24 protein-coding genes are annotated in these 24,399 nt (G+C 68.8%); 9 read left to right on the forward strand and 15 right to left on the reverse strand.

Annotated features, from left to right (window positions below):
- Positions 1 to 86 precede the first annotated feature (86 nt).
- Both C0481_RS18780 and eco read right to left on the reverse strand, forming a co-directional pair.
- Positions 87 to 371, reverse strand: a complete 285-nt coding sequence (locus tag C0481_RS18780; protein WP_293406676.1) for a hypothetical protein — start codon at positions 369 to 371, stop codon at positions 87 to 89.
- Positions 368 to 877: a serine protease inhibitor ecotin gene (eco, locus tag C0481_RS18785; protein ID WP_293406678.1), complete on the reverse strand. Its 510-nt coding sequence runs from the start codon at positions 875 to 877 to the stop codon at positions 368 to 370. Before eco ends, C0481_RS18780 begins: the two co-directional genes overlap by 4 nt.
- A gap of 187 nt (positions 878 to 1,064) precedes the next feature.
- Between eco and C0481_RS18790 the strand changes: the two genes are divergently transcribed.
- Positions 1,065 to 1,526 (forward strand): hypothetical protein, encoded by a 462-nt coding sequence (locus C0481_RS18790; protein ID WP_293406680.1) that lies wholly within the window; start codon positions 1,065 to 1,067, stop codon positions 1,524 to 1,526.
- Between the two features lie 21 nt (positions 1,527 to 1,547).
- Here the strand turns inward: C0481_RS18790 and C0481_RS18795 are convergent, their stop codons facing one another.
- The gene (locus tag C0481_RS18795) at positions 1,548 to 3,713 is read right to left on the reverse strand and encodes an Ig-like domain-containing protein (RefSeq protein ID WP_293406682.1); all 2,166 of its coding nucleotides are present in this window, start codon (positions 3,711 to 3,713) and stop codon (positions 1,548 to 1,550) included.
- Between the two features lie 258 nt (positions 3,714 to 3,971).
- Here C0481_RS18795 and C0481_RS18800 point away from each other — a divergent pair, with 258 nt between their 5' ends.
- On the forward strand, positions 3,972 to 5,597 hold the full coding sequence (locus C0481_RS18800) for a hypothetical protein (protein WP_293406684.1): 1,626 nt from the start codon (positions 3,972 to 3,974) through the stop codon (positions 5,595 to 5,597).
- Between the two features lie 46 nt (positions 5,598 to 5,643).
- Here C0481_RS18800 and C0481_RS18805 read toward each other — a convergent pair whose 3' ends face one another.
- On the reverse strand, positions 5,644 to 6,018 hold the full coding sequence (locus C0481_RS18805; protein WP_293406686.1) for a GreA/GreB family elongation factor: 375 nt from the start codon (positions 6,016 to 6,018) through the stop codon (positions 5,644 to 5,646).
- Between the two features lie 53 nt (positions 6,019 to 6,071).
- On the reverse strand, positions 6,072 to 6,272 hold the full coding sequence (locus C0481_RS18810) for a hypothetical protein (RefSeq protein WP_293406688.1): 201 nt from the start codon (positions 6,270 to 6,272) through the stop codon (positions 6,072 to 6,074).
- A 628-nt stretch (positions 6,273 to 6,900) separates the two neighbouring features.
- Here C0481_RS18810 and C0481_RS18815 point away from each other — a divergent pair.
- Entirely contained in the window at positions 6,901 to 7,176 is a 276-nt protein-coding gene (locus C0481_RS18815) for an HU family DNA-binding protein (RefSeq protein ID WP_293406690.1), read from the forward strand.
- Between the two features lie 75 nt (positions 7,177 to 7,251).
- On the opposite strand, the gene C0481_RS18820 is transcribed toward C0481_RS18815, so the two are convergent.
- The 4 genes from C0481_RS18820 to C0481_RS18835 form a co-directional block, all read right to left on the reverse strand.
- A complete protein-coding gene (locus C0481_RS18820; protein WP_293406692.1) occupies positions 7,252 to 8,208 on the reverse strand; it encodes a rhodanese-related sulfurtransferase in 957 nt (318 codons plus the stop codon).
- A 109-nt stretch (positions 8,209 to 8,317) separates the two neighbouring features.
- The gene (locus tag C0481_RS18825) at positions 8,318 to 8,686 is read right to left on the reverse strand and encodes a PEPxxWA-CTERM sorting domain-containing protein (protein ID WP_293406694.1); all 369 of its coding nucleotides are present in this window, start codon (positions 8,684 to 8,686) and stop codon (positions 8,318 to 8,320) included.
- A gap of 135 nt (positions 8,687 to 8,821) precedes the next feature.
- Positions 8,822 to 8,980 (reverse strand): hypothetical protein, encoded by a 159-nt coding sequence (locus tag C0481_RS18830; RefSeq protein ID WP_293406696.1) that lies wholly within the window; start codon positions 8,978 to 8,980, stop codon positions 8,822 to 8,824.
- 88 nt (positions 8,981 to 9,068) lie between these two features.
- The gene (locus C0481_RS18835; RefSeq protein ID WP_293406698.1) at positions 9,069 to 9,596 is read right to left on the reverse strand and encodes a PEPxxWA-CTERM sorting domain-containing protein; all 528 of its coding nucleotides are present in this window, start codon (positions 9,594 to 9,596) and stop codon (positions 9,069 to 9,071) included.
- A 202-nt stretch (positions 9,597 to 9,798) separates the two neighbouring features.
- Here C0481_RS18835 and C0481_RS18840 point away from each other — a divergent pair, with 202 nt between their 5' ends.
- Both C0481_RS18840 and C0481_RS18845 read left to right on the forward strand, forming a co-directional pair.
- Positions 9,799 to 10,851, forward strand: coding sequence for an AraC family transcriptional regulator (locus tag C0481_RS18840; RefSeq protein ID WP_293406700.1), 1,053 nt, complete (start codon positions 9,799 to 9,801; stop codon positions 10,849 to 10,851).
- A gap of 180 nt (positions 10,852 to 11,031) precedes the next feature.
- Entirely contained in the window at positions 11,032 to 11,505 is a 474-nt protein-coding gene (locus C0481_RS18845) for a GatB/YqeY domain-containing protein (protein WP_293406702.1), read from the forward strand.
- A gap of 181 nt (positions 11,506 to 11,686) precedes the next feature.
- Here C0481_RS18845 and C0481_RS18850 read toward each other — a convergent pair whose 3' ends face one another.
- Positions 11,687 to 12,286 (reverse strand): hypothetical protein, encoded by a 600-nt coding sequence (locus C0481_RS18850; RefSeq protein ID WP_293406704.1) that lies wholly within the window; start codon positions 12,284 to 12,286, stop codon positions 11,687 to 11,689.
- A gap of 156 nt (positions 12,287 to 12,442) precedes the next feature.
- Positions 12,443 to 13,120: a hypothetical protein gene (locus C0481_RS18855; protein ID WP_293406706.1), complete on the reverse strand. Its 678-nt coding sequence runs from the start codon at positions 13,118 to 13,120 to the stop codon at positions 12,443 to 12,445.
- An 837-nt stretch (positions 13,121 to 13,957) separates the two neighbouring features.
- Here C0481_RS18855 and C0481_RS18860 point away from each other — a divergent pair.
- Both C0481_RS18860 and C0481_RS18865 read left to right on the forward strand, forming a co-directional pair.
- Positions 13,958 to 15,238 (forward strand): cytochrome P450, encoded by a 1,281-nt coding sequence (locus tag C0481_RS18860; protein WP_293406708.1) that lies wholly within the window; start codon positions 13,958 to 13,960, stop codon positions 15,236 to 15,238.
- A gap of 60 nt (positions 15,239 to 15,298) precedes the next feature.
- A complete protein-coding gene (locus tag C0481_RS18865; protein WP_293406710.1) occupies positions 15,299 to 15,871 on the forward strand; it encodes a TetR/AcrR family transcriptional regulator in 573 nt (190 codons plus the stop codon).
- 36 nt (positions 15,872 to 15,907) lie between these two features.
- Here C0481_RS18865 and C0481_RS18870 read toward each other — a convergent pair whose 3' ends face one another.
- Positions 15,908 to 16,900: an asparaginase gene (locus C0481_RS18870; RefSeq protein ID WP_293406712.1), complete on the reverse strand. Its 993-nt coding sequence runs from the start codon at positions 16,898 to 16,900 to the stop codon at positions 15,908 to 15,910.
- A 187-nt stretch (positions 16,901 to 17,087) separates the two neighbouring features.
- On the opposite strand from C0481_RS18870, the gene C0481_RS18875 reads away from it, so the two are divergent.
- Positions 17,088 to 17,282 (forward strand): hypothetical protein, encoded by a 195-nt coding sequence (locus C0481_RS18875; protein WP_293406714.1) that lies wholly within the window; start codon positions 17,088 to 17,090, stop codon positions 17,280 to 17,282.
- 104 nt (positions 17,283 to 17,386) lie between these two features.
- Entirely contained in the window at positions 17,387 to 17,599 is a 213-nt protein-coding gene (locus C0481_RS18880; RefSeq protein ID WP_293406716.1) for a hypothetical protein, read from the forward strand.
- 134 nt (positions 17,600 to 17,733) lie between these two features.
- Here the strand turns inward: C0481_RS18880 and nagE are convergent, their stop codons facing one another.
- From nagE to C0481_RS18895, 3 genes are read right to left on the reverse strand one after another with little or no spacing between them, the layout of a single operon-like run.
- Positions 17,734 to 19,410: an N-acetylglucosamine-specific PTS transporter subunit IIBC gene (nagE, locus tag C0481_RS18885; protein WP_293406718.1), complete on the reverse strand. Its 1,677-nt coding sequence runs from the start codon at positions 19,408 to 19,410 to the stop codon at positions 17,734 to 17,736.
- Positions 19,410 to 21,917 (reverse strand): phosphoenolpyruvate--protein phosphotransferase, encoded by a 2,508-nt coding sequence (ptsP, locus tag C0481_RS18890; RefSeq protein WP_293406720.1) that lies wholly within the window; start codon positions 21,915 to 21,917, stop codon positions 19,410 to 19,412. Before ptsP ends, nagE begins: the two co-directional genes overlap by 1 nt.
- On the reverse strand, positions 21,907 to 24,210 hold the full coding sequence (locus tag C0481_RS18895; RefSeq protein ID WP_293406722.1) for a family 20 glycosylhydrolase: 2,304 nt from the start codon (positions 24,208 to 24,210) through the stop codon (positions 21,907 to 21,909). The genes ptsP and C0481_RS18895 overlap by 11 nt, the downstream gene beginning before the upstream one ends.
- Positions 24,211 to 24,399 lie beyond the last annotated feature (189 nt).

Raw genomic sequence — 24,399 nt, forward strand, 5'->3', positions numbered from 1 at the left:
TCCTGCCTGACAGGCCTATGCTCGTCGGCGGCGCTCCCGGCTGCAATCAGGCCGGCGCCTGAGTGGCCGCCGCCGGCCTCGGCGCACTACGCGAACCATCGTGCCGGCAGTTGCCAGATCGCCTCGCACCACGCCATCGCGACGAGCAGATGCACGGCGACGAAGACCCAACCGGCCGTCCGCAGCCGGGAGACCGCCAGGCACGACAGCGCGATGTCCGTGAAGGCGTAGATCTGCTGAGCGCCGAACGGCGCGCGCCAGACCGCGAGCGTAACGATCGTCGCCACCACCGCCGCGACGATGATGACGGCGCGGGTCGCCAGCAACAGCCGCCAATCGAACCTGCGCCGCGTGGCCCCGGTCTCGCTCATCGCGCCACGACCTCAGCGCCCGCGCGCCAGATGCGGTAGCGGACCTCGACGTCCGTCGGTGCGAAGACGACCAGCGGAAGGCGGCTGTTGTAGCGCAGCAACGGCTCCTCGGCGCTACGGACGAACTGTTGGCTGCGGGCCTTGGTCGGACAGGCCATCATGGTGCTGGCGGGCGGGCCGACATTGGTGACCACATAGTAGTTGTAGCCCCACCCCTCCGCCGTGCGCTCGTCGATCCGGGCGGAGAAGACCTGGCGGTTGCAGTCCACCCACATGGTGCGGCCGATGATCAGGCCCACCCTCAACCCGTTCTCGTCACGCTCGGGCGGAAGGCGGATGACCCGGCGCACCTGACCAGGCCCGGCCTGTGGAAACGCCTTTAGTTCGTCCCGTGGCGGTCGCGGCCCCGACTGGGCTGAAGCCTCGCCTGCGCACAGCGCCACGGCGCCGACGCCAAGCGCTAGTCGCCATCCGATGCCTGACCGCGTGACGCTTGCTCGTATCATGGCCAGTCCTCCTCGAACGAAGAACCATATGACCTGCGCCGCTGTTGCCCACCGGGGGTGGTGGCCCCAGACCGGTTCGGGATTCGACCGGATGGCGTCGGGCGTCCGCCTGCGGTCCAATTAGGCGGGGATAACCAGCGCCGCAATCGTTAGACTCGGCCTCAGCTCGTCGTGGAGACGCGCCGAAATGACCAAGATTCAATACCTTACCCTGCCTCTCTTCGCGTCCGCCGCACTGCTCGGCGCCTGCACGCCGCAGCCCTCGCCCAACAGCTACAGCCGCACGGAGACGATGCGCCCGCAGAGCGTCGAGCTCGGCACGCTGCAGAACATTCGACCGGTCAACATCCGGCCGGGCGAGACCCGCCTGGGCATGGGTACAGGCGCGATCCTCGGCGGCATCGCCGGCAGCCAGATCGGCGGCGGGACGGCGGCGAACGTCGCCGGCGGCGTCGCCGGCGCCGTCGCGGGCGGCGCCCTGGGCAGCGCGCTGCAGGGTTCGCAGAACACCCCCGGCCTGGAACTCACCGTCCAGCTCGATTCCGGCAGCACGATCGCCATCGTCCAGCCCGGCGGGCCGAACGACTTCCGGGTCGGCGATCGTGTGCGGGTCGTCGGCAACGGCGAGAACACCCGCGTCAGCCGCTGACCCGCCGCCCTCAGCCGCCGGTCAGACGAACACGAAGTCCTGCGCGGTCAGGCTGCTCATCGAAACGCCGGCCAGCACGATGGTCTGAGCGCCGAGGCTGATGACGGTGTCGGCGCCGACCATGGCCATCTTCGAGCCCAGGGCCTGGAAGTTGGCGGCTTGGGTGGTCGACAGCACGATGAGGTCGCCCTCGGCGCGGCTGAAGTCCGTGACCACATCGCGCCCGCCGCCGGCCTGGAAGAAGAACAGATCCGCCCCTGCGCCGCCGGTCAGCACGTCATCGCCCAGGTCGCCGGAGAGGAGATCCTTCCCCTCGCCGCCCTGGATGGCGTCGTTCCCCTGGCCGCCCAGCAGGGTGTCGTCGCCGAGATCGCCGAGCAGCACGTCGTCGCCGGCGTTGCCATGCACGAAGTCATTGCCCTGCCCGCCGGCGACGCTGTCGCGGCCGAGGTCGCCGAAGACGATGTCGTCGCCCTGGTTACCGTGCAGGAAGTCGCTCCCCTGCCCGCCCATCACCGTGTCGGCGTCGAGGCTGCCAAGAATGTAGTCGTCGCCCTGGTTGCCGTGCAGCAGGTCGGTGTGCTCGCCGCCATAGATCCGGTCGTCGCCGCCGCCGCCGGACACCCTGGCCGGGGCCAGGCCGTCAGTCTGGATGAAGTTGGCGGTCGCATCGCCCGTGTAAATCGTCACTGTCGGCGTCACCTCGATGGTGACGGCCGGCGGTTGGGGTTCGTGCTCGGGAACGACCGGTGCATTGATGGTCACCGAAAGGCCGCCGCTCGCCGTCGAGACGTTGCCCGCCGCGTCGAACGCCTTGGCCGTAATCGTGTGGGTCCCGACCGACAGCGTCGAGGACGTGATCGACCAGATCCCGCCCGTGGCCACCGTCGAGCCCAGCACCGTCGTGCCGTCGGTGTCGTACAGCCGCACCGTGGAGCCGGCCTCCGCCGCGCCGGTGAAGGTCGGTGTCTTGACCGTGGTGATGTCGTCCACGTCGGACGTCCCGTCGTCGGACGCCCCATCCAGGTCAGGCGTCGACGGCGTCGCCGGAACGAGCGTGTCGTAGCTCAGCGACGGCGACACGCCCGCGCCGCCGCCGTTGCCGGCCAGATCGGTGTAACTGCTCGCCAAGACCGTGACGCTGCCCGTGCCGGCGTTGACACTGGCGGTCGGCGTGAAGGCCGCGGAGTAGACGAGGCCGCTGCCCGAAAGGCCGGACAAGGTTCCGCCGCTCACCACGATGTCGCCTGCAGTGAAGTCCGAGACCGCCTCGCTAAAGGTGAAGCTGATCGTCGCGCTCTCCCCCGCCTTCAGGGTGGAGGCGCTGCTGGTGATCGCCACCGTCGGCGCGGCCGTATCGATCGTGACCGCGAGCCCGGAACTGGCGGCCGAGACATTGCCCGCGGCGTCGGTCGTCTTGGCGGTGATGGTGTGCGTCCCCTGGCTCAGCGCCACGCTGGTGATCGACCAGTTTCCGCCCGTGGCGACAGCCGATCCCAGCACCGTCGTCCCGTCGGTGTCGTAGAGCGTCACCGTCGAGCCGGACTCGGCCGTCCCGGTGAAGGTCGGCGTGGTGTCATTGGTGATGTTGTCGGTGCTGGACGCTCCGGCGTCGCTCCCAGACGTCATGTCCGGCGCCGACGGCGCTGCCGGCGCGCTGGTGTCGATCGTCACGTTCAGCCCGGTCGAAAGCGGGCTGGCGGTGCTGGAACCGTCGACCTGCAGGACCTTCAGCGTATGGGATCCCTGGCTCAGCGCGCTCGAGGTGATGCTCCACGCGCCGCCGCTGTCGGCCGTGGTCGTCCCCAGCAGCGTCGTCCCGTCGGTGTCGTAGAGCTTTACGGTGTTGTTCGCGCCGGCGATCCCGCTGACCGTCGGCGTCGTGTCGTTGGTGATCCGGTCGCCGAGAACCCCGCTGTCGCTGCCGGCGTCCAGCGTCGGCGCAGCCGGCGCCGACGGACCTGGCCGCCCCATAACGACGACCACCGAGTGGCTGAAGCTCGCGGCGTCCGCCCCGTCGAGACCCTGGATGGCCAGGGCGTCATTGCCAACGGTCGGGTCTGTATAGTCGAAATCGACGATATCGCCGGCGAGCAGGACGACCCCGAAAAAGCCGACCTTCACCGCCTGCGCATCAGCGTCGGCGACGACGCTGGTGACGGTGACGTCCGTTCCATTGACTTGCATCCGGAACGCCGACGCATTCGGCAAGGCGGCGCCGTCAATCGGCACATCGAACTTAAGCGTTACGAACGACTCGCTGATGTAGCCATTCGCACTCGAATACGCGGGTTGCGGCACCGAACACTCCACTCAAAACTTACAAACTCAGACTCTCGATCCGACCTCGCACGGGGAGGTTAAGAGCTTCGGAATCTTCCCTCGGAGATTGCGCCGCCCCCCGGTTTGCACGACCCTGAGGCGCGCCATCCGGGGGACGCTGATGTGACCGCAACCGACATCCTGCTGATCGCCGCCCTGGCGACGTTCGTCCTCGCCTGGTGGCTGCGGGCCCTGCCCGGCCGGCCCCGGGTGCTGCTCGGCGCGGCCCTGGCGGCGCTGGCTGTGGGGATCGTCGGCGTGCTGGACGATCGCTGGCAGAGCGCGCTCGGCGTCGCGGTCGCCGTGATCCTGTTGGCCGGTCTCGGCATCGCGCGGCTGCGCGGGCGGCCCGCGTCGCGCCGCCCGCCCTATGTGTCAGGCCCGCTCGTGACCCTGCTGGCGGCGACGGCAATCGCCGCCCTGGTCATGTTCCCGGTCGGGGCCCTGCCCCGGCCGAGCGGCGAGCGCCCCGTCGGGGTGCGCACCTTCGAGATCGCCGACCCCAGCCGGACCGGCGTGCTGGCCGCGGCCCCGGGCGCGCCGCGCCGCCTGCTGGTGCGGGTCTGGTATCCGGCCGGCGACACCAGCGGGTTCAAGCCGCGCCCCTACTTCACCGACGAGGAAGCCGCCACCACCGCCCGCAGCCTGGGCGCGCCGTTCAAGTTCCCGCCCTTCTTCACCTACCTCAAGCACGTGCGGACGAATTCGTACGAGAACGCCCCGCTGGCCCCCGGCGCGAGCAGGCTGCCGGTCGTGATCTACAGCCACGGCTTCACCTCGTTCCTCGGCCAGAACACGGTGCTGATGGAGGAGCTGGCCAGCCACGGTTACGTCGTGTTCTCGCTGCAGCACACCTACGACTCCGCCGCCACGCTGTTCCCGGACGGAACCGTGGCCCCGATGGACCCCGAACTGTTCAATCGCGGCGACGACAGCGGAAAACAGGCCCAGATCGACGCCATCGCCGGCAAAGACCTCGACGCCCGCCTCGAAGGTCAGCTGCAGCTTCGCGAAACCGGCCTGGCCAAGAACGAGCGGATCACCCGCAGCGGCGTGATCTGGGCCGCCGACCGCATCTTCCTGCATGACCAGCTGCAGGCCAGCGCGGTCCCCGCAGCGATCGCCCCGATCCTCGCCGCCAGCGACCTGGCCCGGGTCGGCGAGATGGGCATGTCGTTCGGCGGCGCGACCTCGGGCAGCGTCTGCATGGTCGATCGCCGCTGCGCCGCCGGCATCAACCTGGACGGCGCCGACTTCCCCTTCCAGGCGTTCGATGCGGCCATGCCCGTCCCGTTCCTGATGTTCCACTCCGACATGCGCACGATCTACCAGGCCATGGGCGTGGAGCCGCCGGCCGGCCGGGCGCGGGCGTTCAACGACTTCTCCTACGAGACCTTCGCCGCCGCCGGCAGCGACCCCAAGGTCCAGCGCCTGCAGCTGCGCGAGGCGCGGCACCTGGGCCTCTCGGACTTCTCGCTGTTCATCCGCCGGCCGCTCCGCGACCCGCTGCTCGGCGCCCCCCCGGCCAGGGTGATGATCGGGGCGCAGAACGACTTCGTGCGCGCCTTCTTCGATCGCCATCTGCGCGGCCGCAACGCCGCCGGTCTGGAGGGCCCGTCCAAGACCTACGCCGACTGGATCCTGCCGGCCGACAACAGCGACGTGCGCGCCTGGTGGGCCGCCAAGGCCCCGTCCGAGCAACAGGCGATTGAGGCGCGGATCGCGCGCCTGCGGGGCCCGACGCCCTGACGGCGACAGGCGGCGCGGCCAGTCCAGGGCCGACCGCGCCGCACGATTAATCGAGCACTTCCAGCATGGTGACGCCGCGCCGCGCCCCGCCGTGGTCGCGCCAGGTGAACTCGCTGCCGGCCTGCAGCCCCAGCAGCGCCGCGCCCATCGGCGAGGTCACCGTCACCGAGCTCTCATGCAGCTTTTCGTCCTCAGGCAGGACCAGTCGGGCGGTCTTGATGCGCTGGCTCTGCGCATTGAGGTAGCGCACCCGCGCGCCCAGCCGGGCGAAGGGCTCGGCGTCGGGCGCCGCCAGCTGCAGCCGCGTCAGCTCCTCGAACAGCAGGCGCGCGCCAGGCCCGGGGCGCAGCTTGCCGCGAAGGGCGGACAAACGCTCATAGTCTTCGGAGGTGGCGTAGATCGGCGGAAGGTCGTTGGTCATGGTGCAATGTCTCCAGAGATCGCTGGAATGAGGAAAAGGACGAGGTCGGCGCGCTAGCGGCGGTAGGCGGCTTCAGCGGGCTCTCCGGCAAGGAGCGCCGCCGCGCCGTTCGCGCCGCGCGCGCGAAGCCGGCGAACGACCTCGCCGAGCTGGGCCCGTCCGGACGGGTGGGTGGAAACGGTTTCCACCAGCGTCCGCACGACGAGCTCGAGGTCGTCCAATCGCTGCTGGTGGTCGAAGAGGGTCATCGCCATGCGAGGCTCCCGTAGGCGGAAGATGAACCCGCCCAGGCGCATGGACCGCCCCGCGCGGACGCAAAGTCCGTCGCAGGCGACTCACGCTGATGATGGCGGGCGGATGTGGGAACGGCCATGCGGCCGTGGCGCGGGCGATAATTCTCGCGGGCGCCGATCACCCCGGGCCGTGGCGGACGCGCCTAGACCCGGGGGCTCTAGCCTTCGACGCGAAGGCGCGCGCGACCAGCGCGACAGGAATCCTGCATGTCCCACATGCCGCCAGGATGGCAGATATATTTCCCAAGTCAAAAAGCGGAAAAATAACGAGCGTTGAGCCTGGCGGATAAACAACCAAAGGCTGAAAATATCACATGAAAATCGCTCGGCGATTTACTTGCACTCACTTTTGGCTGGCGTCGAAATATTCGAGCACGTCCCCCTCGAACCCCTCGCCCTACGCGCGCCGATTTCCCGCGGTGTTCGCCTTACTCGGATCGGCCACGCATGGCGTCAAAGCCCTGTCTGCGCGAGACCCACAAGAACGCCGAGTCTTGCGGGCCTAGCCGGCCTCGAGCCGCGCTAAGCGCCATGGACAGCAGCGTCGTCGCAGTGAAACCTCGCCTTCTCGATTCCCTAGGAGCACTGAATGAACACCACCGATCTGGCCGAACGGCTCGCCGCCGACGGGAAGCTGACCAAGGCCCAGGCCCGCGAAGCTGTCGACACCCTGCTCGGCGCCGTGCGCGAAGCGCTCGTGCTCGGCCACGAGGTCAACCTGCCGGGCTTCGGCAAGTTCAAGGTCCAGGACAAGCCCGCGCGCACCGGCCGCAACCCGGCCACCGGCGCGGCGATCGAAATCGCCGCCTCCAAGAAGGTCGCGTTCGCGGCGGCCAAGGCGCTCAAGGACGCCGTCGCCGGCTAAGGCCTTAAGGCCGCATCGCGGCGACGCGGTGCGGCCTGTGCCGCCGGCGGCTCTCGCCGCCCCGGCGCAATACCCTTAGGAGGCCCGCTTCACGACCGGTGGCCCGCTGGCGAAGTGGTCGCCGCCACGCGATGCGGCCAGCGCCACCTGGCGCTGCCGCTCCGCGTAGCCCGCGCGTTGTTCCACGTTCCGCTCGCCATGGCAGGCTGGGCAACTGACGCCCTCCTCAAAGAGCGGAGAGGCGCGCTCCTGCGGCGTTACAGGCATGCGGCAGGCGCGACACAGCACGTGGCTTCCTGGCGCAAGGCCAGGGCCGAGCGCCACGCGCTGGTCAAAGACGAAGCATTCGCCCTGCCAAAGGCTGGTCGCTTCACTCGCCGTCTCCAGGTATTTCAAGATGCCGCCGTCGAGGTGATAGACGGCGTCCAACCCTTCCGACTTCAGGAAGGCGGTCGCCTTCTCGCAGCGAATTCCACCGGTGCAGAACATGGCGATCTTCGGCGCCGCTCGCCCCGCCAGCAGGGCCTCGCGGTTGGCGCGGAACCAGTCTGGAAACTCCCGAAAACTTCTCGTCCCCGGGTTCACGGCGCCCGCGAAGGTGCCGATCCTGACTTCGTAATCATTCCGGGTGTCGATGACGAGCGTGTCCGGCTCGCTGATCAGGGCGTTCCAGTCGTCGGCGGACAAATAGTGTCCGGCCTCCAGGGGGTCTATGTGCGGCTGCCCCATAGTGACGATCTCGCGCTTGATGCGGACCTTCATCCTGTAGAACGGCATGACTTCGGCGCGGGAGATCTTCACCGATAGCTGCTCGCAGCCGGGCAGCGTGCGGATATAGGCCAGCGCCGCATCGATTCCGTCTGCCGTGCCCGCGATGGTGCCATTGATGCCCTCTGGAGCCAGCAGCAGCGTGCCCTTGATCCCGTGATCAGCGCAAACGGCCGCCAGCCCATCACGCAGCCGCTCGCAGTCGTCGAACGGCGAGAACCGGTAAAGGGCGGCGACACATACGGGCAGGTGGCGTTCGGTCATTTCGCGACAGCGTTGTCAGGTCGGAGGCTTAAGAGGAGCCTACTCCCATCCATAACTACGCCGTGGCAAGCTGCGAAGAGCGTCACCTCGCCTCGTGATAGATCGTCGATTAGACCGCGGTGAGGGCGTTGCGGCGACGTGAGGCGCGGATCGCCCCGCCGGCGGCGCCGAAACCGATGATCATCATCGCCCAGGTGGCCGGTTCGGGGACGGCGCTGCCCAGCAGGATGTTGGCGCCGATCCACTTCGTCGTGGTCTCGCCGGCCGGGAAGTGCAATTCCGTCCCGCGATAGTACCGCGATCCGAGATAGGTGAGGCCCGGCGCGGTGGCCAGGGTTCCGGCGGTCGGGATCGGGTCCCTGTAGTAAGCCAGGTCGGCCGCGCCGACGATGTAGGTCTGTCCGGCCGCAAGCGTGAAGGGCGTGATCGACCCGTAGCGGAAGCTGTCGATCAGGGGATCCGCGTTGGTGACGATCACCGAGGCGAGCAGGACGCCGTTCGTGTCCCAGAGGCCGACCTCGTGGTCCAGGTAGAGGCCGTCGTCCTGGTAGTCGAAGACGCCGAGGCCGACCAGCTGTTGCGAGGTGGCGACGCTGAACGCCCAGCCCGCCGTTCAATAGCCGCCGGTGAAGGTCGAATAGCTGCCGATGGCGACGCCCGGCGTCGCCGCCGAGGCCGGCGCGGCCGAGGCCGGCGCGGCCGCGAGGGCGCCGAGCGCGAGCACGCTGGCTGCGGTCAGGGCCTTGAAGGTCTTGGCGATGGAAAGCGTCATGGGGTCCCCCTTAGCCGCGGCCGGCGTGCTCGCCACGTGGCCTGCCCCCCCCGCCGCGGCAGGGCAGGCTCGTTCTCACTGATGTAGATTAGGCGCTTAGAGCGTTCCGGCGGCGCGAGGTGCGAACTATCGCCCCCGCTGCGCCGAAGCCGATGATCATCATGGCCCACGTGGCGGGCTCGGGAACCGCGGAGGGGCTAAACTCCGCCCAGGTGAACTGGTCGCCGTAGTTATAGGCGCGGTACCAGCCGCCCCCGCCTTCGCCGTTGAAACCGCCTCCAACGACCGCCCAGACGACGATTTCGTCACGGAACCCGAATGGCGCCAGAAATCCCCCAAAGCCGGGATCGGCCGGTTTGACGCTCTGGTAGGCGGCGGTGGATCGGATTGCGGCGACCGCAGCCTCAGCGCCGGGCTGCGTCGTGAAGGTGAGGTTTGCGTGCGGGAAGACCGTGTCGAAGACCCCATCGCGGAAGGTCACATCATAGGTCGATCCAAGAATTTCCACGCGGTGAAGCGTCACGCCGTTGAGCGTTGTCGCGGCGCTGCTGCCGGTCGCAAATGTAAGTGAAGCGACAGCAAATAGTCCGGCGACCGCTGATTTGAAGTTGAACAATGGATTCCCCCGGGCCGCAAATAGGCGATACCTGCTCGAAGCGGTGAACGTCATCGACTATTCAGCCGCCTACCATGTGCCGTGACCGTCGAGAATTCCGGGGCGTCTCAGTGCGGATCCAATTCCTGCGATCCGTCTCATTTCGTGAAAAATAGTTGGCCTGGCCGGGCAGCTGGGCCATTCGATATTGATGAACAGGGTGATGAACGCATCCGGTGGCGAACTCGTGCTCGGTCAGCCGATCCCGCGCGTGCGCCATGAGCGCTTGCCAGGTGAGGCGTCGCTCGACTTCGCGCGTCGCCTGGCGCTGTCGGTGGCGTTCGCCTTTCATGCCGATCCGGCGCGGATGGCCGCGCAGCCGGACTTCGACTTCTTCGCCGAGGCGTTCGTGCTGCCTGACGCGGTCGTCACGCGCGCGCGGGCCCGCGGCGAGATCGCGATGACGCGGGACGCCGCCCTCATCGCCGCCACCAGCGCCGAGCAGTTGTTCGTCTATGTCGTCGAGGACGGCGTGTTCGAAGTGCAGCCGACGTGGTCGGGCCGGCGCCTGCGCGGCGGAGACATCCTCGTCCTCGACCTGGCGCAGGCGGTCAGGGTGATGGGGACCGACTATACAGCGACCATGATGGTTTTCGGGCGCGGGATGCTGCCCGAGCCGCAGCGGCGCCTGGATCTCCACGGCGCCGAAATCCGCGGGGACCATCCGCTGGCGCGGGTGATCGCGAGCACCCTCGCCTGCCTCTGCGAAGACGCGCCGCGGATGACCCAGGCGCAGGGCTCGGTGGTGTTGCGCGCCGCGATCGACATGCTGGGCCTGGCCCTGGCCGACGTGCGGCGCGCCCGGCTCACGCCACGGCTGCTGAAGGCCATGGCCGAAGCGCTGGTCAACGACCACTTGAGCGAACCTGCCCTGTCGCCCGCCTGGATCGCCGCGCGCCTGGGCGTCTCGCGCGCCACTCTCTACCGCGCATTCGCCCCGTACGGCGGCGTAACCCGCTTCATCAACGATCTGCGGCTCCAGCACGCCTGGGTCCTGCTCACGTCGTCCGACCGCCTCCCGCTCGCCGAGATCGCCGCGCGCTGCGGCTATGTCACCCGGATGCGGCTGTCCCAGGCCTTCAACGAACGCTTCGCCATGCAGCCCGACGCCGTGCTCTCGGCCAGCGAAGACGACCGCGCCACGCTCCGGGAGAGCGCCGCGCACGCGATGATGGACGTGTGGGACCGACGCTCCGGCCGGACCAGCGTCGGCTGAGCCCAAGGCATGGAGCGCGGCAAGCGCCCAACCGAATGAAGGCCCGCTTTCAGCCTCGCCGCCAGCGGAATGCGGACATGGATTGCAAGGAGCCTGCTACGGTGGCTTACGGCGCGACGCCGGCGGCCTCCCTCCCCCACGACAGAACTACCGAACAGAGTGAATTGAAAGGACAGCGACATGGCTTTGCTTGACGATCTCAAAGCTGACCAACTCGCGGCGCGTAAGTTGAACGACCGCCTGAAGGCTGACCTGCTCACCACGCTGATCGGCGAAGCGACGCAGATCACCACCGAAGAGTTCAAGCGCGGCGTGACGGAAGTCACTGATGAAAAGGTCGCCGCAACCGTCGCCAAGTTCCTCAAGAATACGAAGCTGACCCTGGAGAATCTCGCGAGCGAGCGCGCGCGCCTGATCGAAGCCGGCAGCGATGCGTCGAAGGTCGACCAGCGCACCAAGGCCGCTGAAACCGAACTGGCGATCCTTTCGTCCTACGGCCCAAAGCAGATGACGGACGCCGAACTGCGCGAGGTCATCAACGATTTCCGGGCCAAGAACCCCGACGCCAACGTCGGGGCCATCATGGCCCACCTGAAGACCAGCTTCGGCGGCCAGTATGACGGCAAGGCGGCCAGCGCGTTGGCCAGGGGTTGAGCGCACCCGCCGTCAGGAGCTAAGCCCTCCCCACCGTCCGCTATGGGCTCTTTGCTGACACTGACAACGTCCGCTCTCCTGCCGCCCGGTGAGCAAATCCAGGGCGAGCCGCCGGGAGTGGGGCCCGCCGCCCGGAAAAGCTCGGTTGCACGCTTCCCGCCGAGGTCCTGATGGCGAACGGCTACATGCCGGTTTCGGCTGAGGGGAGGCCGGCATGAAGACGACCTTTGCGAATTTCCAGCACAGCCGCGGCGATTTCGTCGTCCAACTTTACCTTGGCTGCGTCGAGCATCGTGAGCCGACCGGCCGCCACCCGAAGTTGCTGGTTCCAATCACCTTCACTGTCTCCGAGAGGCCGGCCATCAATTTCTGCGACAAGACCGGTGGCGAACGCAAACATCTGGGTTGCCAAGTAAAGCTCCCCGCTCGGCCAATTGGAGAGGGGCTCTTCAAGGGCTTTAACAATCAAGCCATCCGTCTTGGCCTGAACCGGAGCGCCGATGGCGGATCGAAAGGCCAGCCAATCCTGCTTATCCGCTGCGATGAAAGCGTCGGAGTACGTGCTGAACGTGAATTGCGCTGCTCGCTTGAGCGTCTCGCAGAATGCGATCTGTTCCGCCTTCCGAGCCTCACGCGCCTGCTTGGCCGGAAGCTGCCCGACGAGATAAGCGACCCAAATTGCGGCTAGACCGCCGATCGCTTGAGCCCAGGCCGCTACGCCAGCATTGAACTCAACTCTTCCCAACAACTGCGTCGCAAAACAGCACGCCTGAAGGTCCATATGCGCTTCCCCCGCCTCCGCCCTAAGACCCCTGCCGTTTTGGTCCTTGAGTTGGCGTTAATTGGCCTCGCTACGCCGGTTCTGGCCGTAGCATCGGAAGCCGGAGAACGTGCTCGACCCCTTACGCCTGAGGCCTGGCTCTGCGGCGCGAACCGATCAGGTTGAGGCCGACTGGAGGAAGTTGGTGTCGGTCATCCAGCGGATCCAGGCTGTGCCCGCCGTGATGAAGGCCACTGCTAGCTCTCGGGGCGGTGGCGTTGGCTCGGGCGCGCCATCAGCATGGCGATACGAGTGGGCCCCGTTCACCCACTCACCGAAAGCGGCGATCAGTCGACCGCCGGCATCGGATGCCCGGTCGGAGTAGTAGGCTCTTAGGCGGGGTGCGAGGTTCTTGTCGATTTCGCTCTTGCCCAAACGAGCTACGCCAAATTCCTGCTTGAACACCGATTCCGCTGCGTCGAAGACGCTCCGCACAGCTGTCAGGGTGTCGTCGTTTACAAGCGCATTCATTCCGCCTTGATAGGAGGCGAGGGCTGCTCCATGCCCGTGTTCAGATAGCGAGGCTATTGCTGAAACACGCGCCTGCTGGAAGGCCGCGTCAATGTAAGGATGAAGGCCGCACTCTTCGTCGGTGGTGTACTGCAAATTCTCTTCGCGAAGAGCGCGCTCGACGAAGCCGCGGAGCGTCTGCTTGTAGCCGTCCCGGTTGGCCACGCTGTAGGCAATGGTCAAGGAGTCGAGCAGGTCGCGGAGCTCCAATTTGAGAAAGAAGGCGTCCCAATCCACTTCGTCAAAGAAGGTGGGAACTTTAACTCCGAGCTCCACCTGAAGCACTTCTGGAAGATCCTCGGAAAGCGTTCCGGAGGAAATCTTGATGTAGCCAGCGATGCGTCTCCGAAAGCGCTCGCTGTCCGCACCGGGTGCCCCCTTTGAGATGTACTCTAGGCTAAATCGCCTCCCCAAAGCTCGCTCTGTCATGATCCCCCCAGTGTGCTCGCCCCACGACTATGCGTTGGGGCGCGGAGGATCAATGAGGGCCGAGCGCCGAGCGGGCGACCTATGAAACTAAATCAAAGGAAATCAATGCCGCGCGGAGTAGACGCGAGGGCACAGGACGTCCCGTCGGGTCGCGTAGCAGGGCCAACGTCGACCTCAGAGAGGCGGCCCAGACCTTCACCCGATCAGCCGTAAGAACCTGGCGTCCATCATGCGCGACAAGGAACAGCCCGCCGCGGCGCGCGTCACCCTCGACCGCGCCCACGGGAAGCCCAAGCAGGCGATGGAGCACAGCGGCCTCGGCGGAGGGCCCGATCCGACATGTGGGCCTTTCCGGCCTGACCGATTAGCAGCTCCACACATTGGGGGTATCTTTGGTCCTCTTGCCGGCGCCGACGGAAGCGGTCGAGCCTGACGTTGACGCGAGGGGACTCATCTAGCGTCCGCTTCTCAGCTGCGACCTAACTTCCACTTCTGGCGCGCTCGCGACCTGTGCCGGCGATTTGGCCGACGCTGCTAGGCAGCGGTCGATCTATGGATCGCCCGCGGTCGCGCCGGGACGTTCGGCGATCACTCAAGTCACCAAATGCTTCCTAAGACCTTGTGGAACCTTGTTCGAAAGGGTCCGATCACCTGTCGCCCCGACAGAGGGCGTTTTAGGGCGAGGGAACAGTCATGGCTGCCGCGGACATCCTGAAGGACAAGCGCGCCGCCGCGCACAAGGCCGCCTACGAGGCGCCGGTGGAGGAACTGAATCCGGCCCGCGCCTCGTTGTTTCGCGACGACTCCATGTGGCCGATCTTCCAGCGCCTGCGCGATGAGGCCCCTGTCCACTTCACGCCCGACAGCAACTACGGGCCCTATTGGTCGATCACCCGCTACAACGACATCATGTCGGTGGATTCCAACCACCAGGTGTTCTCGTCGGCCAAGGGCATCTCGCTGACCCCGAAGGCCGCCCAAGGGTTCCGCGACCCGAATAACACCGCCACCAACTTCATCGCCATGGACCCGCCGCGCCACGACGTGCAGCGCAAGACGGTCAGCCCGGCGCTGTCGCCGCACGCCCTGACCGTCATGGCCCCGCAGATCCGCGAGCGGGCCGGGCTGATCCTCGACTCGCTGCCGGTCGGCGAAGCCTTCGATTGGGTCGACCTGGTGTCGAAGGAGCTCACCACGATGACGCTCGCGACCCTGTTCGACTTCCCGTTCGAGGAGCGCCGCAAGCTGACCCGCTGGTCCGACGCCATGACCACGCCGCCCGGCTATCCCGGCGGCGCAGCCGATCTGCAGGACCTGCGCGCGACCATGAACGAGTGCTTCGGCTACTTCACCGAGCTGTGGAACCAGCGCGTGAACGCCGAGCCGGCCGGCGACCTGATCTCCATGCTGGCGCACGGCGAGGAGACGCGGAACATGACCATGGCCGAGTTCCACGCCAATGTCGGCCTGCTGATCATCGGCGGCAACGACACCACGCGGAACACCATCTCAGGCTCGGTCTACGCGCTGAACCAGAACCCCGACCAGTACGCCAAGCTGCGCGCCGACCACGGCCTGATCACCTCGATGGTCTCCGAGACGATCCGCTGGCAGACCCCGCTGGCCCACATGTCGCGCACCGCCACCCAGGACTTCGAGATGGGCGGCAAGACCATTCGCGAAGGCGACAAGGTGGTCATGTGGTACGTCTCGGGCAATCGCGACGAGCGCGTGATCGAGAACCCCAACAGCTACATCGTCGACCGCGCCCGCCCGCGCCAGCACATGTCGTTCGGCTTCGGCATTCATCGCTGCGTCGGCAACCGCCTGGCCGAACTGCAGCTGACCATCATCTGGGAAGAGATCCTCAAGCGCTTCCCCGACATCCAGCTGCAGGCCGAGCCGAAGCGCAGCTACTCGACCTTCGTGAAGGGCTACGAAGACATGACCGTGGTGCTGCCGACCCGCCACTGAGGCTGGTTGCGGCGCACGTCATCGTCCATGGTCGGGGCTGTCTTCTAAGGACAGCATGAGATGACGCGCTTGGCGATCGCAAGCTCCGGAACTTTGCGCCGTCGGGTCTTGGACGCAGCGCGCCGCCTGGTCGACCAGGGCGGGGCGGACGCCTTGCAGCTCCGGCTCATCGCAGCGGAAGTCGGCAGTGGGGTTGCGAGCCTCTACTACCATTTCGCCAACAAGGACGCCTTGCTGGCGGCGGTCGCGGTCGAAGGCTGGCGGGAGCTCGCCCAAACGATCGAGCGGTCCATGGCGAGCGGCAAGTTCCAACGCCGGATCGACGCCGCGTCGGCCGCGTTGCTGACGTTCATCCGCAGGCGGCCGCACCTCTACGCGCTCATGCAAATGGAACCGAACCTCGCGGTGCGGGAAGCTGAGCAGAGGGCGTTCGAGGTGTTCCAGAGCTCGTTGCTCGGCGACGACAGGGCCCCGGCTGATCGGGTCGAGGACATCGCTCGTGTATTCTGGGTGCTGGGACGCGGCATCGCCCTCAGCGTCCACATGCAGGAGGACGTGGATTCCGCCGAACGGCTGGAGCAGGCGGTTCTGCGGGGGCTGGCCTTCCTCCTCTCCCCACGGTCGGCGGGCTGACTCGGGCGACGGCCTCAGCCGGTCCTAAGCTCCGCCCTAGGCGCGCGCGAACGCCTCGGCGATCTCCTCGCGGCTCGCCCCGGCCCCCAGCAGCAGGCTGAGCAGCAGCCGGGCCTTGCGCGCGTCCAGAAGCCCCGCGCCGATCAGGCCGCGGCCCAGCAGGTCGATCTCGCCGCCGGCATAGCCGTAGGTCTTCTCGAGCGTCTCGCCCGCCCCTGTGCGCGAGGCCAGCACGACCGGGGCCTTGGCCGCCAGCTGGGCCAGCGGCTCGACCATGGCGAACGGCACGTGCCCGCCGCCGACCGCCTCGACCACCATCCCGGCCACCGGCTCGCGGGTGAGGTCGCGCAGGCTCTGCGGGTCGCCGCCGAAGACCATCGGCAGCAGGATCACCCGCGGCGGGGCGCCTTTCCAGATGACCGTCGGCGTGCGCTCGGCCGGCCGGAAGGCGATCCGCACCCGGTCCTCGACCACCCAGCCAAGCGGCCCGATCGTTCCCGAGCCGAAGGCCGAGGTCTTGTGCGTATGGCGCTTGGCCACAAAGCGTGCGGCGTGAATTTCGTCGTTCATCACCGCCACCACGCCCAGCCCTCGGGCGGCCGGGCTCGCGGCGACGCGGATCGCCGCGGCCAGGTTGGCCGGCCCCTCCGCGCCGGGCTTGGTCGGGTCGCGCATCGCGCCGGTCACCACCACCGGCTCGGCCAGGTCCAGCAGCAGGTCGAGCAGGTAGGCGGTCTCCTCCAGGGTGTCGGTGCCCTGGGTCACGACCACGCCTTGGGCGCCGCCGGCCACCGCCGCACGAATGCGTTCGGCCAGGGCGGCGACGTCCTCGAACCCCAGCTCGACGCTCGCGGCCTTGGAGACCGTCTCGCCGGCGACCTGCGCCACCGCCGCCAGGTGCGGCACGCCCGACAACAGGTCGTTGGCGTCCAGCGTGGGGACCACGCCGGAGCCGCCGCTCCCCTCCATGGAGATCGTGCCGCCCAGCGAGAAGACGGTGATGCGCGGGCGTGGGGGGGCGGACTGCAAGACGGACCTCGGGGGACGGGTTCTGAACGGCTCCTTTGGCGCGCTTGACGCCGCCGCGCCAGCCCTGATGCGTCGCCGCAGGACAAGACCCGATGCGCGCGACGCGCCCCTCCCCGCCCGCCGCCGTCTGCTATGATGGCCGCTCGCTCCGCGGCCGCCCCGGGGCGATGCGTTTCAGGACGATCTCATGCCGAGGGAACTGCACTACATCGGTCGCCAGGATCACGAGCCGATCGACGACGCCCGCCACTTCCACATCTGCACCCGCTGCGGACAGCCGGTCGACAAGCGCGACCCCGGCGCGGTCGCCCGGCATGAGGCGCGCGGCCACGATCCGCCCCCGCGCGAGACCGCCGCCCCGTCCTCCTCGCCCGCCGACTGAAAGCGGCACGCGCGATGTCGGCATCTTGCCGCCGCCCGGGGCTGGACGTATGCTCGCGTCCAAATCCCCCGATTGTGCGCCGCATCCGCGGCGATCGGGGTCGTATGCGCATCTACTCCTTTTCCCTGATCAATCATCTCGGCGAGCGGTTCGACACGCGCACCGCGGCCTGCGCCGACGACGCCGCGGCGATCGCCCACGGGCGGGGGTTCGAGCGTGAAGGCTATCCGGTCGAGGTCCACATCGACGGCCAGCGCGTGGCGCTGTCGGCGACCCCGACCTGGGTCCCGGAACCTTGGCTGCGCCACCTGCTCTGATCGGCATCGGCAGGTTGTCGGCCCCGAACCTGCCGATCGTGACGATAGAGGCGACTTTTCGCGTCTCTGAGTCCGCCCTACGGGCCCTATCGTGAGCGTTCCTGCAAGGCGGGCCTGAGAAACCTGCCGCTAGCCTAGGCCGGACGCAGCAGAATCTGTACGCTTCCGTCCGGCAACCGGGCCACGCCGCGCGCCCCGCGGGCGCTCAGCAACGCCTCGTCCAGCGCCGCCGGATCGACCAGCCGCACGCACACGCGGCCGGCCTTGAGCCCGGCCTCGACGACATTGCCCGCCCCGCCCAGTCCGGCCAGCCACGGCCCGACGTCGAACGCTGCGGCCGGGGCCGCAACCGCTTGCGGCACAGGAGTTCCGCCGCCGGCGATCGCCGCCCGGATCTCGCCCGCCACCTGGTCGGCGATCGGGCCCAGCACCACCTGCAGGGCCTTGTCCGAGGGCCGCACCATGCCGCGCGAGCCCAGGGCCTTCAGCGCCGCCTCGTCGACCGCGCCCTGGTCGGCCACCACCAGCCGCAGCCGCGTGGTGCAGGCGTCGACGCCGATCAGGTTGCCGGCCCCGCCGAGCGCGACGACGAAGTCCTCGCCGCGCTTGCCGCTCAGGGGCCTGGCCTCGGCCGCCGTCGGCTCGGCCTCGCGGCCCGGGGTCTTGAGGTCGAAGCGCATGATCGCCCAGCGGAAGACGCCGTAGTAGAGCGCGAAGTACGCCGCCCCGATCGGCAGCAAATACAACGGGTTGGTGGCCTTTCCGAAGTTCAGCGCATAGTCGAAGAACCCCGCCGAGAAGCCAAATCCGAGCTTCACGTCCAGCAGGCTCATGACGATGAACGACAGCCCGGTCAGCAGCGCGTGGATGGCGTAGAGCACCGGCGCCAGGAACATGAAGCTGAACTCGATCGGCTCGGTCACCCCGGTCAGGAAGGTGGTCAGCGCCATCGAGCCGAGCATCCCGCCGACCGCCTTGCGCCGATGCGGCGGGGCGGCGTGGTACATGGCCAGGCACGCCGCCGGCAGGCCGAACATCATCACCGGGAAGAACCCGGCCATGAACGACCCGGCGCTCGGATCGCCGGCGAAGAACCGGTTGAGGTCGCCGGTCGCGCCGTGGAAATCGCCGACAATGAACCAGGCGATGTTGTTGAGGATGTGATGGAGCCCGGTGACGATCAGCGCCCGGTTCAGCACCCCGTAGACGAACAGCCCCGCCTCGCCCGAGCCGACGATGGCGCGGCTGGCGCCGTCCATGCCTGCGTCCAGGCCCTCATAGGTGAAGCCGACCAGCGCCCCGAGGATCAGGCCGGCCAGCCCCGCAACGATCGGCACGAACCGCCGCCCACCGAAAAAGGCGAGATATTCCGGCAGCTTGATGTTCGAGAACCGATTGTAGAACTGCCCTCCGATCAGGCCGGACAGGATGCCGATCGGCACCGAGACCTTGGCGATCGCCTTCTCCTTGAAGGCCGCGGTCGCCAGGCCGACGGCGTCGCCGGACATGCCCTTCAAGGCCTCAGGCGGGACATGCAACAGCACCTCGGCGCTGCGCGTCGCGATCAGGAAGCAGACCACGCCGGCCAGTCCGGCCGCGCCGTTGTTGTCGCGCGCCAGCCCCACCGCCACGCCCGCCGCGAACAGCAGGCCGAGGTTGGCGAAGATCGCCTCCCCCGCCGCGGCCATGAACGGCACGTCGAGCAGGTCGGGCTGGCCCAGCCGCAGCAGCAGGCCGGCGGCCGGCAGCACGGCGATGGGCAACATCAGCGCCCGTCCGAGGGATTGCAGCGCTTCAAGGGGCGAGGCCATCAGGCTTCTCCGGTCAGGAAGGTGTTCGACAGGGCCCGCACCGCCTCCGCCGACGGCTCGTCCAGCGCCTTGCGGGCCAGGTCGGCGCAGGCTTGCGGCGACAGGGTGCGGATCAGGGCCTTGGCTTCGGGGATCGCCGCCGAAGGCATGGAGAGTTCGCTGACCCCCAGGCCGATCAGGATCGGCACGGCCGCCAAGTCGCCGGCCAGGCCGCCGCAGACGCCGGTCCACAAGGCGTGCTTGCGCCCGCCCTCGCTGGCCTGGGCGATCATCCGCAGCACCGCCGGGTGCAGGGCGTCGATCTCGCCGGCTAGGTCCGGATTGCCGCGATCCATGGCCAGGGCGTACTGGGTCAGGTCGTTGGTGCCGACCGAAAGGAAGTCGGCCTCGGCGGCCAGCAGGTCGGCGATCGCCGCCGCCGCCGGGGTCTCGATCATCACCCCAAGGTCCGAGCGACCGACCCGGCCCATCTCGCGGCGGGCGTCGTCCAAGGCGGCGCGTACGGCCCGAAGTTCCGACAGGCTGGCGACCATCGGGACCATGATCTTGGCGTGCGGCGCGCCGCGCAGGATGGCGCGCAGCTGGGTCTTCAGCACCTGCGGGCGACGCATCAGCACGCGCACCCCTCGCACCCCCAGGGCGGGATTTTCTTCAGGCCCGATAGGCAGATAGCTCGCTGTCTTGTCACCGCCGACGTCCAGCAGGCGGATGATCAGCGGCCGCCCGCCGATCGCCGCGGCGATGGCGCCGTAGCGCTCGGCCTGCTCGTCCTCGTCGGGGGCGGTCTCGCGCTCGAGGAACAGGAACTCGGTGCGCAGCAGGCCGCAGCCCTCGGCCCCGGCCGCCTCCGCGGCCTCGGCGTCGGCGACCGAGCCGAGGTTCGCATAGACCTTGATCCGCGTGCCGTCGGCCATCCGGCAGTCCTCGCGCGAAGCGAGCCGCGCAGCGGCCCGGCGCTCGGCGCGGACGGCCAGGGTGGTCTGCGCCGCCTCCAGCGCCTTGGCGTCGGGGGCCACGTGCAGCAGGCCGGCGTCGGCGTCGAGGATCAGACTGGTCCCCTCGTTGATCGCCGCCACGCCCGCCCCGGCCGCCACCACCGCCGGCACGCCCATCGAGGCGGCCAGGATGGCGACATGCGAAGTCGGCCCGCCCCTGGCGGTGCAGATCCCGGCCAGCCGGGCGGCGTCCAGCCCCATCAGCTGCGAGGGCAGCAGTTCCTCGGCCAGCAGGATCGCGCCCGGCGGCAGGTCGGGCCCACGGTCCTCCTCGCCGGCCAGCACCAGAAGGACCCGGCGCTCAAGATCCAGTAAGTCGTCGACCCGCTCGGCGATGCGCCGATCGCCGAGGCCGCGCAGCGCCTCGACATAGGCTCCGATGGCCGCGCGCCAGGCGAACCCGGCGCTCTTGCCCTCGCCGATCAGCCGCGCCGCCTGGCCGGTCAGCTCGGGATCTTCGAGAAAGGCCGCGTGGGCGCCCAGGATGGCGCGCCGCGCCTGCCCCTCGCCGCTCTCGGCCTCGCGGGCGATGCGGCCGGCGACGGCGGCGATGGCGGCGTCCAGCGCCGCGCGCTCGTCCGCCGCCCCTTGCCCGGACTCAACGACGGCCAGCTCCTCGACGAATAGGCGCACCGCCTTGCCGACCGCGAGGCCCGGCGAGGCCATGACGCCCTTCAGCTGGGCCAGACCGGCCCGCTTGGCCGGTGCGCTCTCCACGACCGGCGCCGCCGCCGGCTTGCGGATCGGCGCGCCCTCGCCCATGCCGCCCTCGATCAGTTCGGCCAGCGCCTCCAACGCCGCGGCCGCGTCGGGACCGGCGGCGGCCAGGGTGGCGCTGTCGCCGTGGCGCAGGCCCAGCGACATGATCCCCACCGGGCTGCGGGCGTTGGCGCGACGGTTGAGCGCCAGCAGCGAGACCTCCGCCTGGAAGCGCTTGGCGACCTCGGCGACCCGCGCCGCCGGCCGCGCGTGCAGGCCGTGGACCAGCGGCACGACGATCGCGCGGGTCAGCTCGGGTCCGGCCACGGCGGCCGCCTCTTCGACACCAGCGGGCGCCGACAGGGTCAGCAGCCGCTCCCCGACCTTCATCGTCGCCCCGGTGGTCCGCGCCGCGATGGTGCGGCCGGCCGCGTCGGTGACGATGATCGGGGTGATCAGGCTCTTGGCGCCCTCGGCCAGCACCGCCAGGTTGAAGGATATCAAGCGCTCGCCGGCGCGCACCGCCTGGCCCTCGACGACGTGGGCTTCGAAGCCCTTGCCGCCCAGGGTCACGGTGTCGAGGCCGACATGCATCAGTAGCTCCACGCCCCCTTCGGCCCGCAGGCTGACGGCGTGGCGCGCGGCGTGGACCGAGATGACCACCCCGTCGCAGGGCGCGTGCAGCACCGAACCGGTCGGGTCGATCGCAACGCCGTCGCCCAGCATGGCTTGGGCGAAGACCGGATCAGGTACCTCGGCCAGCGGCGCGGCCCAACCGTCGAGCGGCGAAAGCAGGATCAGTTCAGCGGCCATCGGCGGCTCCCGCGACCAGGGTGACGCGATCGACGACCCACATCGGCTCGACGGCTTTCTGGGTGAAGGTGAAGCAGAGGTCCTGCGGTCCGGCGGCGCCGGCGGCGCCGGCGATCTTACCCTTCAGCACCGTGACGCCCTGAGAGCGGGTCGCCGGGGCGAGCGGCAGGGTGGCGACCACTGCGCCCTGGCAGGAGCCCTGGCGGATCTCAAGTTCGCCCTCTGGCGTGGCCGGCGGGTGGAATTTGATCTTCTCGATGTCCTTGCCGATCTGGAAGTTGAACGGGATCTGACCGACCGCGACCTCAACCTCAGACACGCCCGTCAGGTCCGCGCCTTCGTAGAGCCAGCAGGGGCTCAGGATATCGACCAGGAAGCGGGCCCGCTCCCCCTGGATCGGGGCGTCGTCTTCGAGGTTCAGCACCAGCGCCCCCGTACAGGCTTTCAACTCCTGGCTGGCCCGCGTGCGGATGCTGCGCGCGTCGACGGCGATGTCGGATGCGGCCGCCAGCGGCTGCCCCCCACGGAATGCCTGAGCGCGCACCTGCGTCCCCAGCGGCGCCGTGAACGGCTGGCTGTAGAGCGTCGAGCCGGCGCCCGGCGCCGAGCCGTCGAGGGTGTAGCGGATCTCACCGACCTGCTCGGCGCCCAGCAGCGTCACGCGTGCGCCATCGCCCTGCGGCGTGCTCAGCGCCCGCACCTTCAGCGGCGTCTCATCGAACGTCAGGCCCAGCGCACGGTAGCGGCCGAGCTCGGCCGGCAGCCGGTCGGCGAAGCCCTTCCAGTCCTTGTTCGCAGCCGGCGACCAGGCGGTCTCGGCGACGGCGGCCACGCGCGGGAACAGCATCTTGGAAACCCGCTCCTCGGTGCGCGCGTGCTCGGTCCAGATGTTGCCCTGCATGCCCAGCACGTGGCGCTGCTCGTCGGGATTGAGCGCCGCCGGCATCGGCTCGTAGTCGTAGACGTCCTTCAGCGTCACCACCCCGCCGCGGCCCGGCGGCTCGTCCGGCGCGGCGCTCTGGCGGTAGTTGAGGTACATCATCGGCTCGGGACTGAGGATGGTGTCATGGCCCAGCTTGGCGGCGATGATCGCCCCGTCGATCCCGCGCCAGGAGGTCACCGTGGCCGTCTCGGCGACGCCGCCCTCGAGGATCTCGTCCCAGCCGATCAGCCGGCGGCCCTTGGCATGCAACATCTGCTCGACCCGAGAGATGAACCAGCCCTGCAGCTGCCGCTCACTGGCGATGTGCAGCTCCTTCATCCGCGCCTGGACGGCCGGATTGGTCTTCCACTGGTCCTTCACCGCCTCGTCGCCGCCGACGTGGACATAGGTCCCCGGAAACAGCGCCACGACCTCGGTCAGCACGTCGTCGAGGAAGGCGAAGGTCTGCTCATCGACATTGTAGAGATAGGGAAAGACGCCCCAGTCCGAGGACGTCGCGGTCGGCGGCGTGGCGGCCGAGCCCAGCTGCGGATAGGCGACGATCGGCGCGTGGGCGTGCCCCGGCGTCTCGATCTCCGGGACAATGGTCACGTGACGGTCGGCGGCGTAGGCGACGATCTCGCGAACCTGGTCCTGAGTGTAGTAGCCGCCGATCACGCGCGGCTTACCAGTCTTGGGATCGATGTCAGCCGCAGCGGCCGGGCCGGCCGGAACCCGCCAGGCGCCGACCTCAGTCAGCTTCGGGTACTTCCTGATCTCCAGCCGCCAGCCCTGATCGTCGGTCAGGTGCCAGTGCAGGGTGTTGAGCTTGGCCAGAGCCATGCGGTCGATCAGGCCCTTCACATAATCGACGCTCTGGAAGTGGCGGGCGCTGTCGAGCATCACGCCTCGCCAGCCGAACCGCGGCGCATCGTCGATCTGGCGGGCCCATAGCACCGCCGGCCCCTTGCCGAGCTCGGCGGTCGCCAACTGCCAGGCGCTGACCGCGCCGTAGAACAGGCCCGCGTCACCGGCCGAGGCGATAGTGATGCGCTGAACGCCGACGTCCAGCTTGTAGGCCTCGCCCGCCGGCCCCTGGCGACTGAGCACGATCGCCCGCTCGTCGGCCTTCGGCGCACGGATCGCCAATTTCAGCCCGCGGCTACGCTCCAGCAGATCAGCCAGGTAGCGGGCGCTGGCCAGCGCCTGGGCGTCGTTGGCCGGGACGCTGATCACAGTGCGTGCGTCGAGCTGGAAGGCCCCTTCGCGCGGGGTGTCAGACACCGGCGCCGGAACGATCGGGGCGGCGGCGAGCGCAGTCCCGGCGAACATCGCCGCGGCGGCCGTGGCCAGGAGAAGAGAACGGATCATCGGCCGGACTCGCACAAAATAAGGGCGGAGCGGCAAGCCGCCCCGCCCAGTGGCCTCGACGAGGCGGGGTTCGGGGGAATATCGGCGCGGCGGGTCATCATGGACGCATCCTGTACCGGCCGAGGCGGGAAGCGAAGGCGCGGACGGGGCTCCCGGGCATGGGCTCCCCGTCCGCCGCGGGCGCAGCTC

This window comes from Phenylobacterium sp. (assembly GCF_013822795.1).
GTDB lineage: Bacteria > Pseudomonadota > Alphaproteobacteria > Caulobacterales > Caulobacteraceae > Phenylobacterium.